Source organism: Aureimonas sp. AU22 (assembly GCF_001463745.1).
Lineage (GTDB): Bacteria > Pseudomonadota > Alphaproteobacteria > Rhizobiales > Rhizobiaceae > Aureimonas.
Window position 1 is genome coordinate 26038 of the sequence record NZ_BBWJ01000004.1, and the last position, 13791, is coordinate 39828.

Here is a 13791-nt window from a genome sequence, read left to right on the forward strand (position 1 = left end):
AACTTGCCGTCACGCCGCGCTCCTTCAGAAGAGTTCGAGATCGCCGCCGCCCTGCGGGGGCGCCACCGGGACGGGAGCCATGATCCGGGGAAGGGCCTTGTCGGTCGGCTCCATCAGGATCTGGCGCGCACGGCCGCTGACGGGCCAGAACTCGATGCGCCGCCCCTGCGTGCCGCCCACGCTGCCACCGACGTAGGAGATGCCTTCGAGGTCCAGGAAACGCTTGGCGAAACTCGCGTTCTTGGCGCCGATGTCGGACAGGCCTTCCATCGTGCGAGCGCCGCCGAAGATCTTGGCTTCCAGCGCGTGCTTGCGCGCGCCCTTCTTCAGGAGGCCGTTGACCAGAAGCTCCATGAGGTAGAGCCCGTAGCTCTGCACGCCGGTGGAGGAGCTTCCCAGGCCATCGCCGGGCAGCAGGAAATGGTTCATCCCCCCGACCCCGGCGCCGGGATCGCGAATGCAGGCCGCAATGCACGAACCGAGCAGTGTCGTGAACACCACGTTGGGCCGGTCGTCGACCTGCGCCTCGCCCTGGATAAGGTTGATGCGCAGCCGATCCGACGATCCGGACAGGGAGGAGGACAACGCCTGGCTCATTGAAGCGGGCCGAGCACCGCTTCCAGCGTCTTGCGCAGCACGGGGACCGTGATGGGCTTGGCGAGGATGTTGTTGGCGCCCGCGGCGGCCGCCTGCTGGACGAGGGCGCGGTCGCCCTTGCCGGTCAGGATGAAGAAGGGGGTCTTCTTCGTCGGCCCATAGGATCGCAGCGCCTTCAGGAGCTGGATGCCGTCGAGCTTGGGCATGTTGAAGTCGGAGATGACGATGTGGCAGGGCGTCGCCATCATCTGCTTCAGCGCCTGCTCGCCGTCGACGGCATAGACGACCTGCGTGATACCCAGCTGCGTCAGCGCTTCGTAGATCAGGAGGCGGCTGGTCCGATGGTCGTCAACGATCATCACTTTGAGATGCTGTACGAAACTCATGGCAGGCCGTTCCCTTGTCGAAGATTTCGAGACCGATCATCTCGTATAAAGCTGAAGGATTCATTCAAAACGAAGTAGACGGGAGATCAGTTGAAGATGGCCTTGGCCATCCCGCCGATCGGTACCCGCTTCTCCGCCGCGCCGATTTCCCAGGCGACGCGGGGCATGCCGTAGACGAGCGAGGTCGCCTCGTCCTGCGCCAGCGTGCGGAACCCCTTGCGGCGCATCGCCAGGAGGCCGTCGGCCCCGTCGCGCCCCATGCCCGTCAGGATCGCGCCGGTCACCCGCCCCTCGCAGGTCTTAGCGATGGAATGGAAGAGCACGTCCACGGACGGGCGATGGCCCTGGACCGTGTCCTCGTCGCTCAAGGAGGCGATGAGCTTTGTGCCGCTGCGCCGGACGCTGAGGTGCCGTCCACCGGGCGCGAGGTAGACATGGCCCGGCAGCACCGGCTCGCCCGAACGCGCTTCGACCACCTTGGCGGGAGACGCGCGGTCGAGACGCGCGGCGAACGAGGCGGTGAAGCTCGCCGGCAGGTGCTGCACGATCATCACCGGCGGCGTGTTGGCCGGAAACTGCGCGAGCAGCGCGATCAGGACTTCCACGCCGCCGGTGGAGGAGCCGATGCCGATGAGGTCGGGCCAGGCGGTCTGCGCGGTCTGCGGCGCGGAGATCTGGCGGTCGCGGCTTCCGGCGATCTGGTTCCTCGCGCGCTTCGCCTCGTGGACCAGCGCCGGCAGGAGAGCGAACGTGTCGCGTCCGCCGGCAGCGCTCGGCTTGGGCACGCATTCGAAGGCGCCGAGCCGCAGCGCCTCGATCGTGGCCGCCTGGCCGGGCTGCGTCAGCGTCGAGACCATGATCACCGGGGTCGGCCGCAGCCGCATGATCTTGTCAAGGAATTCCAGCCCGTTCATGCCCGGCATCTCGATGTCGAGCGTCACGACGTCCGGATCCAGCACCTTGATCGCCTGGCGGGCCTGCATCGGATCGGCGGCCTCGCCCACGATCTCGATCCGGGGATCGGCTTCCAGCGCATGCCGGATCAGGGCGCGCATGGTGGCGGAATCGTCGACGACGAGAACACGCGTGGAAGACATGGAAGGGGTTCTCACGGCCTTGAAGCTGCGCGGGGCCGACGCGGATGGCGTCAGGTCCGCCGGTATGTGGTCGTTCCCACGAGGGACAGCTGGTCGGCCGCCGGGCCTGTGAGGCGTTCGGAATGACCGATGTAGAGCATGCCGGAGGGCTCGAGATACTTCATGAAGCGGCCCCAGATCTTCTGGCGCGTCGGCTCGTCGAAGTAGATCGTCACGTTCCGGCAGAAGATCGCCTGGAACCCGTTCTTCATCGGCCAGTCGCCGATCAGGTTCAGCTCGCGGAACGAGACCAGCGTGCGCATCTCGTCGCTGACCGAGTGTCCGCCGTTGGCGCGCGAGAACCAGCGTCGGCGCAGCTCGGACGGAACCGGCTGGAGCGCCCCATCGTCGTAGATGCCGGCCCGCCCGAAGGCGACGACGTTGGGATCGATGTCGGAGGCGAGGATGCGCACGTCGTAGTTAGCCGCGTCCGGCATCAGGCCGAGAATGGTGAGGGCGATCGAGTAGGGCTCATGGCCGTTGGAGCAGCCCGCCGACCAGATGCGCACGCGCCCCCCCCGCTTCGCCTCTTCGAGCAGCGGCGGCAGGAGTTGGGTGCGCAGATGGTCGAAGTGGTGCATCTCGCGGAAGAAATGCGTGACGTTGGTCGTCAGCGCGGCGAGCATCGTCATGCGCTCGCCCTTGCCCTCGGTGCCCGAGACATGCTCGCAATACTCGCGGAAGCTCTGCATGCCGAGCGCCCGAAGGCGTTTGGCCAGACGCGAATACACGAGGGCCATCTTGCTGTCGGGCAGTGCGATGCCGGAGTCCTCGTAGAGGATCTTGGCGATACGCAGGAAGTCCTTTTGCGTCAGCTCGAACTCGCCGCTCGGCTGGAGCGGTTCGGACTGCGCCGGGGCGCCCGGCAGGATTCGCGACATCGATGGACTCCGAAGCCTCGTGCGGGCGATCCGCTCAGGCGGCCAGGTTCTCGGCGGACGGCGGCAGCACGCTTTCCGTGCTGATCAGCGAGATCATCCGGCCTTCCAGCGCGATGACGCCACGAACGAAGCTGCGCGCGATTTCGGACGCGAGGTCCGGCGTCGGCTGCAGGTTCTCGTCCACCACGGTCAGAATGTCGGACACCGCGTCGACCAGGAGGCCGACGAGCTGGTTGCCCACCATCACGACGATGATGACCGAGCGGGCGGTCGGCTCGGTCGGGCCGAAGCCGAGCCGCAGGGAGAGGTCGACGATCGGCAGGACGGCGCCGCGCAGATTGATGACGCCCGTCACGAAGCCGGGCGTATGCGGCAGGGGCGTCGCCGCCGCAAAGCCGCGGATCTCGCGCACCGACGTGATGTCGACGCAGAACTCCTGCTCGGCAACGCGGAAGGCGATCAGTTCGCGGGCCCGCTCCGCCTCGTGCGACTTGGTCATGTTGGTCGATTCCTTGGGCTCGAAGATGCGTTGCGTTCCGTCTGCGAGGACGCGGTCCGGCTTTCCCTGGCGTCAGCCCTCGGCGTCGCCGAAACCGGACGGGACGCCACCGACTTCGGTCAGCGCGATGCCGAGAAGCTCGATGCCCTTGCGGAAGGCGTCGGACGGATTGACGAGGCTGAACTCCTGCCCGTCGGCGTCCCAGCTCCGCGCTGCGGAGAGAAGGATGGCCGCGCACTGCGCGCCGATCCGCTCGACATCGGAGGCGTCGACGATGATCGTGTCGCCGCGCAGCGCCAGGAGACGGGCATGCAGGGGCTTGGCCGCCCGCACGTCGAGAACCGGCGCGAGCGTGATCTCGCCGTGCGCCGCGTCTGCGGGCGTGGCGAACGCGATGGCCTCGCCTTCGGACTGAAGTTCTTGCAGAATCATGGCTTCCTGCGTCCCCTGGACCGTATGCGCGTCGTTTGGGAGGATCGGATCGCAGCCCGACGCATCCCCGTCCCACAGGTTGTATCCTGCAAAGATTGACGAACATTTGAGCCGAAGGACACGGCTGCCCGATTGCCATGCCGGAGACTGGCACGCCGACGAAAAAGACCACCGCCTCGCGGCGGTGGTCCCGATGGTCAGGCTAGGCGGTTTGCGGCCGGCGGCCTCATTCCCACTCAATTATCGATCGCATAGTCTAACCATTTGAAAAGAGAAGAAAAAAAATATTTTCAAAAACCGTTATACCGACAGAACCGCCGACGCCAAGCTAGTGCTTATGAAAACATTGGGTTTTTTAGGCTCGATGGCCAGTCGCAAATTTCGCCATTTATCGCCGATGACGGTTGCCGGACCAAATTCGGGTCTGGGGCGGCGAAAGTGCTCGCAACAATCCCGTCATACCGATCCGCAACCGAATTTTCCATCGGCATCGAAGGATTCAGGCTTTGACACCTCTCCATATTGCGTCTCAGAAGCATAGTGCCGCTTCGATACCGATCGTCGACGGACATCTTCCAGACCAAACTCATCATATCTGACACGCTATCAGCCGCTATCGGTCAAATTTGATTATGCGACCATCGCAATTTCAGTTTCGGCATTTGCGAAGGCTGGCTCGTAGTCACGCGCCAGCGCACCTGACACGCCGACCTGACGCAGAGCCTCGCGCCATCCTTCCGATATGCGGCGAACCGTGTCGCGAACCATCCGTCTTGCTTCCTCGGGAGGAATTTCGAAAAACTCACAAGCCTCGAGTGCAAGCGATATGGAGCGGTCGTGCGCACCGCCCTCCAAAATCGCCGTCTCAAGATGGGGATTTCGATCTGGAGCTGGGTTCACGTCGAACACCGGAGATAACCGCCATTGCCCGCCTCCCACATAGAGGAAGCCGTGGTTTTTCAGGTGGTCATCTTTGTTGGATACAAGGATCGTGAAAATTAGGCGCAGGAAAAGCTCGCGGAAATCGGCTTTGGGATCGGCGCCATAGGCACGGATAAAATCGACGATCTCGGTATAAGAGCCCAGCTCCGTCCCGGTCTTCCCAAGGGCCGTGCGCGCCGAGATATAGGGAATCCGGGAACTGCCTCGCCGGTCGAACCTCTGGATCAGCGCGACCGGAAAGGGAGTGTCGGCGAGTTCCAGCCTGGCCGTAGGCGTGCGAATGCCGCAAGCTTGGGCTAGCCGAAGCGTCGCGACCTCGACCCGTTCGATCGGCTGCTGATCGTGAACCGAGGTGAATTTGGCCAACCAGAGCGTATCGCCGTCCTGGACATTGGCCTTGGGCCGGGCGCCGCCCGAACCGCCCGCGCCCGCCAATGCCTGCATCTCTTCGGCAGAGATCTCCTTACCCTGCTCATAGGCGCGGGCAATGGCCGTTATCGCTTCCAGCTCGACGAGGCGGGGCACGGCGTCACCCGCTTTACCGCGGATGATCTCTCCATCGTCGCCTTGAAATCGCAGTGCGCCCTGACGACAGGCGTCGTCGGACAGCGTCAGATACTCAAACTCGCTCAGACCATTGCCATAGGCACGTTCGAGAAGGCGCCGTCCCCAACTGTCCGGCGCGGCATCGGCGAAGACGCCCGCCAGTGCATCACGCATGTTCCCTGGCTGCCCCGACGTATGAAAAGGGCCGCCTTCTAGGGGAAGATCCGGCTGCACGGCAAAGGCGCGGGGATTTTCTATCCAGGCAGCGTCATAGGCAAAGGTCGAGAACTGCCGCGGCCCCGCTGCTGTGAAACGCAGCTGACCGACGGGCGCACGACTGTCGCCAAGAACAACCTGGGCAACGAACTCCGCCATCAGAACGACGCTCCGTCAGGATCGACCACGTCATCGAACGCGCGCCTCGGCTCCGACTTGGCCTTTTGCTTTCTGACCCTGGTCGCGAAAGATTTGCCTCGCTGCGGCAGGCGCTCGCTAGAAAGCGCAAGCCCCAGATCATCCTTGCGGACATCGATCAGATCGGCCAGCCGTTCGACAAGCCCAAGAACGACCAGCACATCCGCAAGCGTCCCAATAGCAACGCCAGGGTCGCCCTTTTCGAGCCGCGCGATAGAACTGGCCGATGTTCCGGAGCGCAGGGCCAGGTCCGCAACCGCAATAGTGCGCCGTAGCCGCGCATTTCGAATGTCCTGGCCAAGCCTTTCGAGGGCTGGTCTGACCTTTGGAGAGCCCATGACAATGCCCCATATCTGATAAATTACGGATTGATGTTTGTCATATTTGATAAGTTATGTCAAGGATGCGGTGTCCACGTGGACGCCGAATAATCGGAAACAGGCCTCACCCTTCTCCCGGTAGGAGGCAAAATCTGACTCGTGCTTGGCCAACCTCGGCTGGCCTCAGGATGATGGCGAGGACTATTCCTTCCGCCCCAGCGGGCTTTTTCCGGCATCCAAAAACATCGGAAAGAAGCTGCGCTGGGTCTTCACCTTGATGATGTCATTGACGCCGATCGTATTCGCTTTGCGTCTCTCGCCACCGGCTGGCGTGATCACCTCAAGATCGGGGTTCTCGATGATCGCGGCATGGACGTCATCGGCATGCGCCGGCGTGACGTTGTAGATGCTCTCATAGAACTCCATCACCGACATGGCATCGCCAGCTTCAGACACGAGACGGGGGACGTCATCAAGAAGCTGGGTCTTGGCCGAGGCACGGCCATTGTCATCGAAGAGATAGAGCATCCCCTCATCATGGCGCGGGTCATAGGACAACATGTTGAGGCCCGATCGGCCGAAATGGGCCTGAAGGCTGGCATTGTCGTGGAGGATATTGTTGTAAACTTGCCGTGCCCGATAAGCGTTGGCGAAGTGGATCAGCCAATAGCGCCAACCGCCAGGGTTGTTGATCGAGAACGGACTCACATAGGGCGCGCAAAGCCGGAAAGCGTCGAAGACGATCTTCTCTGCGGTTCCGAGCCAATCCTTCTGGCTCATCAACCCGTCCAGTGCCTGGACATCGCCGCTGGCGAGACCGAGATGATCGAGTTGCGCACGCAGGCGCTCCGGCTGGTCTTTCTGGAGGAACGCCAGCAAGGAACTGATGACGAAGGTGTAAAAGATCTCGGCCGCAGGATACGAGTGCATGATGTCGAGAATCGTATTCCGCTCGACATGGCTGTGGCCGCACTGATCCAGGTTGAAGATCACGCTGCGATAGCGTCCTTGCTCCAGGAAGCGCTTGATCTTGGGATAAGCGGTTTCGAAAAACTCGTTGAGATACTCGACGCGCAGATGGAGCTTCGGGCAGGTCGCGACGATGTCGGCCTGGAGCGGCGCCACATGCGTTTTTAGAAGTTCGATCGCATCACGGCTGGCATCGTTGAAGACCAACAGGCACTCGACCTCGATCGCGTTCAAGCCCTGTGCCGCGCGATGCGTGTTCACGGCCTCGGTGGCTCGCTTCAACTCTTCGATGAAGATCAACGGAGAACCCGATGTCCCGCACTGGTAGCGGCCGCCCCCGGCGAAGCCATCGACAATGGCCAGCCGAAAACGTTCCTGCTGCGGCAGCTTGCAGCGAACGGTCAGGTAATCGAAGACATATTCACGGAGAATCTTGTGTTTGCGCCGCGAATGCTCCTCAAGCTTTGCGCCGTCAGCCCACTCGTATCGCTTCTCAACCATAGCATCCCCCCAAGCCTATCTGACGATCACGCGGACGCTTGCGCCGCCGTGGGCATTTCATCCCAGGTCTGACCGCGATATTCGCGGCCGTTCGCCTTTTTCGATCGCTTCTTGTTGTCTTTGCCCCAGGTCCCCCACTGCTTGAAGAAGAAGGCTGTGCCAGCCGACAGGCACTGGATATAAATCTCGTCGATCCATTCCTCCCGGATGGGACGGGCGGACTTCCCGCTTTCCCCGCCCACGATAGCCCAATGGATGTCGCGCAGGTCGACGGTCCCCACAGACCCGATCAAAGGTTCGAACGATATGAAACGGATCGCGGCCGGCGCAGCACGAAGGGCATCGATCCGGTCCACCACGTCCCCGTCTTCGATACTCGTGCCGAGCCAGACGTTCGGGAGCACCTCTCCGATCTTGGTGGCGACCAGTTCCGCCATGCGCTCGGGCCGTTTCGTCAGGATCTGATAATTATGGCGTGGCGTCTCACGCATCACCTTCCAGACATCGAGAATGAAGGCGTCCGTGACCTGCTCGTGAAACAGGTCGCTCATCGAATTGACGAAAATCTTGCGCGACTTGCGCCAGCCATAAGGAATCGCAAGCGCATCCCGGTCCTCACGCACAACGCCGTTCCAGACCGTCCTCTGCCCGCTCTTGCGGGTCAGACCGGCATATTTCTGGATGTGCATGGCCTCAAGGCGCTTAGCCATCTCCATGGCATAGCAATGAGTGCAGCCGGCGGTGATGATCGAGCAGCCGGCAACGGGATTCCATGTGGCGTCAGTCCATTCGATTTGGGTTTCAGCCATTGCGCCCTCCCGAGCGGTCATTGATCTGCTTTGGTATCATTTCGTCATTTCTCTGGTTTCATACGCGACCTTGCCCACGCTCCTGGCAAGCCAGGTAGGCAGCTGCGGCGCAGCGGCGACCAGTTCGCCAAACACGCCGGGCGGCATCTTGCGCTTCAACGCCGTGAGCGCGGCTTCAGCCTTATCAGGGCCGAGCCAGGCCAGCGCCCTCACAACCTCCCCCGCCGGACGGTTGGCCAGGGCCAATTGCCAGCGCGGGGCATGCCGCAATTCCACGATCTGCTTGCCGAGATTCATCTTCCGGCTGCGCCCAGAGGTCAGATAGACCGAACGAACCGGCACCTGCGTTGTCAGGCCAAGCGCGTTTGCGGCCGCCGCACCGTTCGAGACAATGGTCTCGCCACGCTGGCTGGCAAGGGCCTCCACGGCCTGTTCCACCGACGGCGCTCGCGTCCCAAACCGACTGACGACGGGGCGGAGATAGACACCGCGCCCAGCCCGGATGAGTTGTTCGCGCTCGGCCAGACGCGACAAGGCCTGGTCCACCGCTGCGCGATTGCCGAGATGGAGCAGCCCCTTAGCGGACACAGAAGCGCCCTCGGGCAAACCCGCCATATGCGACAGAATCTGTTCGGTCAGCCGTGTCATCGTCTTTCTTCTGTCAGTAATATACGCATTTTTCTGACAGTTTTCAAGGAAACACATCTGGGACGGAAAGCTGGGACAAAGGGGAAAGCCTTCCCCTGCGGTCGAGCCTTGGGTCTCGCCCGACCCCCTCTGCAGGGAGATCCCCGCAACGCCCCCCATAGAGTGAGAGTGCGGACGGGTTTCCCGTGACGGGTTGAGGGCTGGAGAAGAGGTCTCCGGCGCCCGTCGCGGAGAACCGCGATGTTCAGGAAAAACCACGGCGGCCGCGCCAGTTCAGGCCGGACGAGCCTCTATGACGACATCACCGACAAGATCATCGCTGAGCTTGAGGCGGGCCGTGCTCCCTGGGTCCAGCCATGGGGATCGGCCGCGGCCAAGGCGCCGCTCGCCATGCCCCGCAACGCTGCGACCGGACGGCACTATTCCGGCATCAACGTGCTCATCCTCTGGGGGGCAGTGATCCAGCACGGCTTCCCCGGCCAGAGTTGGCTCACCTTCCGCCAGGCACTGTCGCTGGGCGGCAATGTCCGCAAGGGTGAGCATGGCACGACCGTCGTCTATGCCGACCGCTTCACGCCGGAGGACGAGAAGCGCCGCGCTCGCGAGACCGGCGAGGATGCCGCTGCAATTCCATTCCTCAAACGCTTCACCGTCTTCAACGCCGCGCAATGCGACGGACTGCCGGACGACATCGCCGCCATCGCTCCACCGCCGCCTGTCCTCATCGAGCCGCGCGTCGAGGCTCTGATCGAAGCGACGGGCATCGATTTCCGCATCGGCGGCGATCGCGCCTTCTATGTGCCGGCGCACGACTATGTGCAGGTGCCGCCGCCGCAGGCCTATTTCGAGCCGATCAACTGGCACCGCACGGCCCTGCACGAACTCGGGCACGCCAGCGGCCATGCCTCCCGGCTCGGCCGCGATCTGACCGGCGGTTTCGGCACGAAGAAATACGCCTTCGAGGAGTTGGTGGCCGAGATCAACGCGGCCTTCTGCTGCGCGTCTCTCGGCATCGTGCCGACCGTCCGCCATGCCGACTATATCGGCGCCTGGCTGGGGGTGCTGCGCGAGGACAATCGCGCCATCGTCCGCGCCGCCTCCCAAGCGAGCAAGGCGGCCGATTGGCTGCTCGGTTTCCTGCCCGACACCGATCTCGGCCCGGACGACACCATGGCCGGCGACGAACGGCAGGCGGCGTGATCGAATATGAACACCGGAAAGGCGGAGAAGCGGACTTACGGCTTTACGCCTTTCCGCCCGCCTGGCGCTGCCCTCCTTAGAGTGAGAGGGCGGCGCTTCGCTTCGTGACGGGTTGGAGGTCGAGAGAGAGTCTCGCGGCCGCCCGTCGCGGAGTAACGAACATGGCAACAGCCATCCAGAAGATCACCCTGTCGTCGGCGCGCGACATCCCCTTCAACAAGCTGGTGCTAAGCCAGTCCAACGTCCGCCGCGTCAAGGCCGGCGTCTCGATCGAGGAGCTGGCCGAGTCCATCGCCAGGCGCGGCCTCATCCAGAGCCTCCATGTCCGCCCGGTCCTTGATGGTGATGGCGCGGAGACCGGCATGTTCGAAGTGCCGGCCGGCGGTCGCCGCTATCGCGCACTCGAACTGCTCGTGAAGCAGAAGCGTTTGGCCAAGACGGCGACGGCGCCCTGCGTCATCGGCGACGCCAACAGCGACATCCTCGTCGACGAAGTGTCGCTGGTCGAGAACATGGAACGCGCACCACTCCATCCACTCGACCAGTTCCGCGCCTTTCAGGCGATGCGCGACAAGGGCATGACCGAGGAGGCCATCGCCGCCGCCTTCTTCGTCAACGTCGCCGTGGTGAAGCAGCGCCTGCGCCTCACCTCCGTCTCGCCGACCCTGCTCGAAATCTATGCCGATGACGGCATGACCCTCGAACAGCTCATGGCCTTCACCGTCAGCCCCGACCATGCCCGCCAGGAGCAGGTCTGGGACGCGATCAAGGATAGCTGGCAGAAGGAGCCCTATCAGATCCGGCGCATGCTGACCGAGACCGCGGTTCGCGCCTCGGACAAGCGGGCCATTTTCGTCGGTGTCGATGCCTATGAGGCCGCAGGCGGCATCGTACTGCGCGATCTGTTCCAGTCCGACGACGGCGGTTGGCTGCAAGACCCCGTCCTGCTCGACCGTATGGTGGCGGAGAAGCTGAAAGCCACCGCCGATCAGATCGCCGAGGAAGGCTGGAAGTGGATCGAAGTCGCGGTGAGCTTCCCCTATGGCCACGACCACGGCCTGCGTGAACTCTCCGGCGTTGCGGTCGATCTGACCGACGAGGAGCGTGCGACCCGCGAAGCGCTGCGCGAGGAATATGACCGGATCGAAACGGAATATTCCGAGGCCGATGAACTGCCCGACGCGATCGATCAACGTCTCGGCGAGATCGAGCAGGCACTGGACGCCTTCGAGAACCGCCCGGTCAGCTACGATCGGGCCGACATCGTAATCGCCGGCGCCTTCGTCAGCCTGGACTCCGACGGCTCGCTGTCGATCGACCGCGGTTATGTCCGCGCCGAGGATGAGCCCCAGGCCGAGCCCGATAGCGAGGCGTCCGGGAGCGACCAGCCCGATACGCCGGCCGTCCAACGCGCGGTCATCACCATCGGCGGCAAGCCCGCCGAGCCCGAGGACGATGAGGAAGACGGCGTCAAGCCCTTGCCCGAGCGTCTCGTGATCGAGCTGACGGCCCATCGCACCCTGGCGCTGCGCAACGCGCTGGCCGAGCATCCGCACGTCGCCATGACCATGTTGCTGCACAAGCTTCTGAGCGACACCTTCATCCACACCAACCCGTCCGGTTGCCTCGAGGCCAATGTCCGCCACATCTTCTTCTCGGCCCAGTCCGAGGAATTGAAGGACAGCCCATCGGCGCAGGCGGTCAACGATCGCCACGAACGCTGGGGGGATCATATCCCCGCTGACGATCAGGCGCTCTGGGCCTGGCTGACCGATCTCGATGACGGCACGCGCCTGGAGCTTCTGGCGCTTTGCGTCAGCTACGGCGTCAATGCGCTGTTCGAGCGTCCGAACCCCTATTCCGGCTCGGGCGTCAGCCAGCATGGGCTCGACGTGCGTCTGGCGCAGGCCGACCGGCTAGCGCGGGCTACAGGCATGGACATGGTGGCCGCAGGCTGGAAACCCACGGTCAGCAACTATCTCGGCCGCGTGACCAAGCCCCGCATTCTCGAGGCCGTCCGCGAAGGCGCCGGCGAGCGGGCTGCGCAGCTCATCGACCACATGAAGAAGGGCGACATGGCCAAGGAAGCCGAGCGACTGCTGAGCGACAGCGGCTGGCTGCCCGAACCGCTACGCCTGGCGTCCTTCGATGGCGATCAGTCTGGTCCCGACGATCAGGCCGATACCGGCGAAGACACCGCCTTGCCGGACTTCCTCACCGAGGACGGCGAGGACGAAGACACCGACGAGGATGAGGTCCAGCACGCCGTCGCCGCCGAATAGCGCGGATCGCGCGGGGCGGCGCCGTTCGTCCCGCGCATCTCACCCCGATCTTCCACACCGCCCGGTCCCACGGCTGGCAGCCCGAACGGCTGTGCCGTGCGGGCCGGGCATTCTCGTTTCAGGAGCCTGTCATGGCCGACTATTTCACCCATTTCTCGTGCCTGCTCGATGTCGGCACGCCCGAGAACGCCGCCCGCGAGCTCGACCTCTACAACCGCCTTTCCGACGCCGGCGCATCGGAGGAACCGCCTTCCGAGGGCTTCCTCCTCTCGATCCAGCCCGAGCATGGCGGCACGCAGCTCTGGATGCACGACGACGTCACTGGCGATCCCGAGCGTCTGATCCAGTTCGTGAAGCACTGCGCCACGGAATTCCGCCTGAGCGGCCGCTGGGGTTTCCAATATGCCAACACCTGCTCGAAGCCCCGGCTCGACGGCTTCGGCGGCGGTGCGCATGTCCTCGATCTCGCCACCGGAGAGACCGTGGACTGGATCTACACCGATGGCTGGCTCAACCAGACACTGTCCGACGAGGGAGGCCCGCTATGAGCATCCCGTCCTATGCCCAGAGCAATTTTCAGACGCTGCTGCGCGCTGCCGGTGACGGCAACCTTGCGCTCATGGAATGCCTCGATGCCGTGACCGGCGCTCCGCGTTACGTCATCTGCGCGGTGGGACGAAACGATGGTGATTTCGTCTTCACGCCTTTCGGCCACCTCGCCGACGGCGATCCCTATGACGCCTACCTGCCGCCCGACCCCGGCGATCCTCGCGGCTTCATGCATCCGGGCACGCCGGGAGAAGCGCCATGATGGACATCGACGCCATCTTCGCCGCCGATTCCGAGCGTCCGCCCGCCGAGCGCTCGCTTCCCTGGCTGGAGACCAGAGACGGCATCACCGTCGTCGTGGAACCCAAGCCCCATTGGGCCAGCGACATGCGGGCCTTCCGGGCCGAGGCTCGCGAGTATTGCGCCTATGCCGATTGGACCGCGAACGGCGCGCGCGCCCGGTTCTTCGGGCACATCGACACCTGCGGCGATGACCTGATCCGCAAGGCGCGCAGGCTCGTCGCCCGCGAGATCACCGACGGACACTGGGCCTGACCTCTCAAAGCGCCTCTGCCGCTCGGCCGAGGCGCTTTTTTCATGTCGGCAGCGACGTGTTCGAGAGTGAGAGGGCCGCCGGGACGGGTTTGAGTCCGTGCGGTCGAGAGAGAGCACCGTCCGGG

16 protein-coding genes are annotated in these 13791 nt (G+C 63.7%); 5 read left to right on the forward strand and 11 right to left on the reverse strand.

Annotation, left to right across the window (positions count from 1 at the left end; all coding sequences use genetic code 11):
* Positions 1 to 24: 24 nt before the first annotated feature.
* The 11 genes from AUL34_RS00640 to AUL34_RS00690 all read right to left on the reverse strand — a co-directional run bounded on the left by AUL34_RS00640 (position 25) and on the right by AUL34_RS00690 (position 9080).
* Positions 25 to 597, reverse strand: coding sequence for a chemotaxis protein CheD (locus AUL34_RS00640; RefSeq protein WP_061929651.1), 573 nt, complete (start codon positions 595 to 597; stop codon positions 25 to 27).
* Positions 594 to 983 carry a response regulator gene (locus AUL34_RS00645; protein WP_055888569.1) on the reverse strand — a complete coding sequence of 130 codons (390 nt, stop codon included), beginning with the start codon at positions 981 to 983 and terminating at the stop codon, positions 594 to 596. The genes AUL34_RS00640 and AUL34_RS00645 overlap by 4 nt, the downstream gene beginning before the upstream one ends.
* An 86-nt stretch (positions 984 to 1069) precedes the next feature.
* The gene (locus AUL34_RS00650) at positions 1070 to 2080 is read right to left on the reverse strand and encodes a chemotaxis response regulator protein-glutamate methylesterase (RefSeq protein ID WP_061929654.1); all 1011 of its coding nucleotides are present in this window, start codon (positions 2078 to 2080) and stop codon (positions 1070 to 1072) included.
* Positions 2081 to 2130: 50 nt separating this feature from the next.
* On the reverse strand, positions 2131 to 3000 hold the full coding sequence (locus tag AUL34_RS00655) for a protein-glutamate O-methyltransferase CheR (RefSeq protein ID WP_061929658.1): 870 nt from the start codon (positions 2998 to 3000) through the stop codon (positions 2131 to 2133).
* A gap of 34 nt (positions 3001 to 3034) precedes the next feature.
* Positions 3035 to 3499, reverse strand: coding sequence for a chemotaxis protein CheW (locus tag AUL34_RS00660; RefSeq protein WP_061929661.1), 465 nt, complete (start codon positions 3497 to 3499; stop codon positions 3035 to 3037).
* A gap of 72 nt (positions 3500 to 3571) precedes the next feature.
* Positions 3572 to 3931, reverse strand: coding sequence for an STAS domain-containing protein (locus tag AUL34_RS00665; protein WP_061929663.1), 360 nt, complete (start codon positions 3929 to 3931; stop codon positions 3572 to 3574).
* Between the two features lie 630 nt (positions 3932 to 4561).
* On the reverse strand, positions 4562 to 5794 hold the full coding sequence (locus AUL34_RS00670; protein WP_061929666.1) for a type II toxin-antitoxin system HipA family toxin: 1233 nt from the start codon (positions 5792 to 5794) through the stop codon (positions 4562 to 4564).
* Entirely contained in the window at positions 5794 to 6171 is a 378-nt protein-coding gene (locus tag AUL34_RS00675; protein ID WP_061929669.1) for a helix-turn-helix domain-containing protein, read from the reverse strand. The genes AUL34_RS00670 and AUL34_RS00675 overlap by 1 nt, the downstream gene beginning before the upstream one ends.
* 183 nt (positions 6172 to 6354) lie before the next feature.
* Positions 6355 to 7623, reverse strand: coding sequence for a three-Cys-motif partner protein TcmP (locus tag AUL34_RS00680; RefSeq protein WP_061929672.1), 1269 nt, complete (start codon positions 7621 to 7623; stop codon positions 6355 to 6357).
* Positions 7624 to 7649: 26 nt separating this feature from the next.
* Complete coding sequence (locus AUL34_RS00685; protein ID WP_061929675.1) at positions 7650 to 8432, reverse strand: DUF5131 family protein; 783 nt, start codon at positions 8430 to 8432, stop codon at positions 7650 to 7652.
* 36 nt (positions 8433 to 8468) lie between these two features.
* Positions 8469 to 9080, reverse strand: a complete 612-nt coding sequence (locus AUL34_RS00690) for a DUF6088 family protein (protein WP_061929678.1) — start codon at positions 9078 to 9080, stop codon at positions 8469 to 8471.
* Between the two features lie 240 nt (positions 9081 to 9320).
* On the opposite strand from AUL34_RS00690, the gene AUL34_RS00695 reads away from it, so the two are divergent.
* The 5 genes from AUL34_RS00695 to AUL34_RS00715 all read left to right on the forward strand — a co-directional run bounded on the left by AUL34_RS00695 (position 9321) and on the right by AUL34_RS00715 (position 13666).
* Positions 9321 to 10280 (forward strand): ArdC family protein, encoded by a 960-nt coding sequence (locus AUL34_RS00695; RefSeq protein ID WP_061929681.1) that lies wholly within the window; start codon positions 9321 to 9323, stop codon positions 10278 to 10280.
* Positions 10281 to 10441: 161 nt separating this feature from the next.
* Entirely contained in the window at positions 10442 to 12562 is a 2121-nt protein-coding gene (locus tag AUL34_RS00700; RefSeq protein WP_061929684.1) for a ParB/RepB/Spo0J family partition protein, read from the forward strand.
* 131 nt (positions 12563 to 12693) lie between these two features.
* On the forward strand, positions 12694 to 13110 hold the full coding sequence (locus AUL34_RS00705; protein WP_061929687.1) for a hypothetical protein: 417 nt from the start codon (positions 12694 to 12696) through the stop codon (positions 13108 to 13110).
* The gene (locus tag AUL34_RS00710; protein ID WP_061929690.1) at positions 13107 to 13373 is read left to right on the forward strand and encodes a DUF6117 family protein; all 267 of its coding nucleotides are present in this window, start codon (positions 13107 to 13109) and stop codon (positions 13371 to 13373) included. The genes AUL34_RS00705 and AUL34_RS00710 overlap by 4 nt, the downstream gene beginning before the upstream one ends.
* The gene (locus AUL34_RS00715; protein WP_061929693.1) at positions 13370 to 13666 is read left to right on the forward strand and encodes a hypothetical protein; all 297 of its coding nucleotides are present in this window, start codon (positions 13370 to 13372) and stop codon (positions 13664 to 13666) included. The genes AUL34_RS00710 and AUL34_RS00715 overlap by 4 nt, the downstream gene beginning before the upstream one ends.
* Positions 13667 to 13791 lie beyond the last annotated feature (125 nt).

Excerpts from the sequence above, each read along its gene's own strand:
- AUL34_RS00640 (WP_061929651.1), bottom strand. The coding sequence starts at position 597 with ATGAGCCAGGCGTTGTCCTCCTCCCTGTCCGGATCGTCGGATCGGCTG.
- AUL34_RS00645 (WP_055888569.1), bottom strand. The coding sequence starts at position 983 with ATGAGTTTCGTACAGCATCTCAAAGTGATGATCGTTGACGACCATCGG.
- AUL34_RS00650 (WP_061929654.1), bottom strand. The coding sequence starts at position 2,080 with ATGTCTTCCACGCGTGTTCTCGTCGTCGACGATTCCGCCACCATGCGC.
- AUL34_RS00655 (WP_061929658.1), bottom strand. The coding sequence starts at position 3,000 with ATGTCGCGAATCCTGCCGGGCGCCCCGGCGCAGTCCGAACCGCTCCAG.
- AUL34_RS00660 (WP_061929661.1), bottom strand. The coding sequence starts at position 3,499 with ATGACCAAGTCGCACGAGGCGGAGCGGGCCCGCGAACTGATCGCCTTC.
- AUL34_RS00665 (WP_061929663.1), bottom strand. The coding sequence starts at position 3,931 with ATGATTCTGCAAGAACTTCAGTCCGAAGGCGAGGCCATCGCGTTCGCC.
- AUL34_RS00670 (WP_061929666.1), bottom strand. The coding sequence starts at position 5,794 with ATGGCGGAGTTCGTTGCCCAGGTTGTTCTTGGCGACAGTCGTGCGCCC.
- AUL34_RS00675 (WP_061929669.1), bottom strand. The coding sequence starts at position 6,171 with ATGGGCTCTCCAAAGGTCAGACCAGCCCTCGAAAGGCTTGGCCAGGAC.
- AUL34_RS00680 (WP_061929672.1), bottom strand. The coding sequence starts at position 7,623 with ATGGTTGAGAAGCGATACGAGTGGGCTGACGGCGCAAAGCTTGAGGAG.
- AUL34_RS00685 (WP_061929675.1), bottom strand. The coding sequence starts at position 8,432 with ATGGCTGAAACCCAAATCGAATGGACTGACGCCACATGGAATCCCGTT.
- AUL34_RS00690 (WP_061929678.1), bottom strand. The coding sequence starts at position 9,080 with ATGACACGGCTGACCGAACAGATTCTGTCGCATATGGCGGGTTTGCCC.
- AUL34_RS00695 (WP_061929681.1), top strand. The coding sequence starts at position 9,321 with ATGTTCAGGAAAAACCACGGCGGCCGCGCCAGTTCAGGCCGGACGAGC.
- AUL34_RS00700 (WP_061929684.1), top strand. The coding sequence starts at position 10,442 with ATGGCAACAGCCATCCAGAAGATCACCCTGTCGTCGGCGCGCGACATC.
- AUL34_RS00705 (WP_061929687.1), top strand. The coding sequence starts at position 12,694 with ATGGCCGACTATTTCACCCATTTCTCGTGCCTGCTCGATGTCGGCACG.
- AUL34_RS00710 (WP_061929690.1), top strand. The coding sequence starts at position 13,107 with ATGAGCATCCCGTCCTATGCCCAGAGCAATTTTCAGACGCTGCTGCGC.
- AUL34_RS00715 (WP_061929693.1), top strand. The coding sequence starts at position 13,370 with ATGATGGACATCGACGCCATCTTCGCCGCCGATTCCGAGCGTCCGCCC.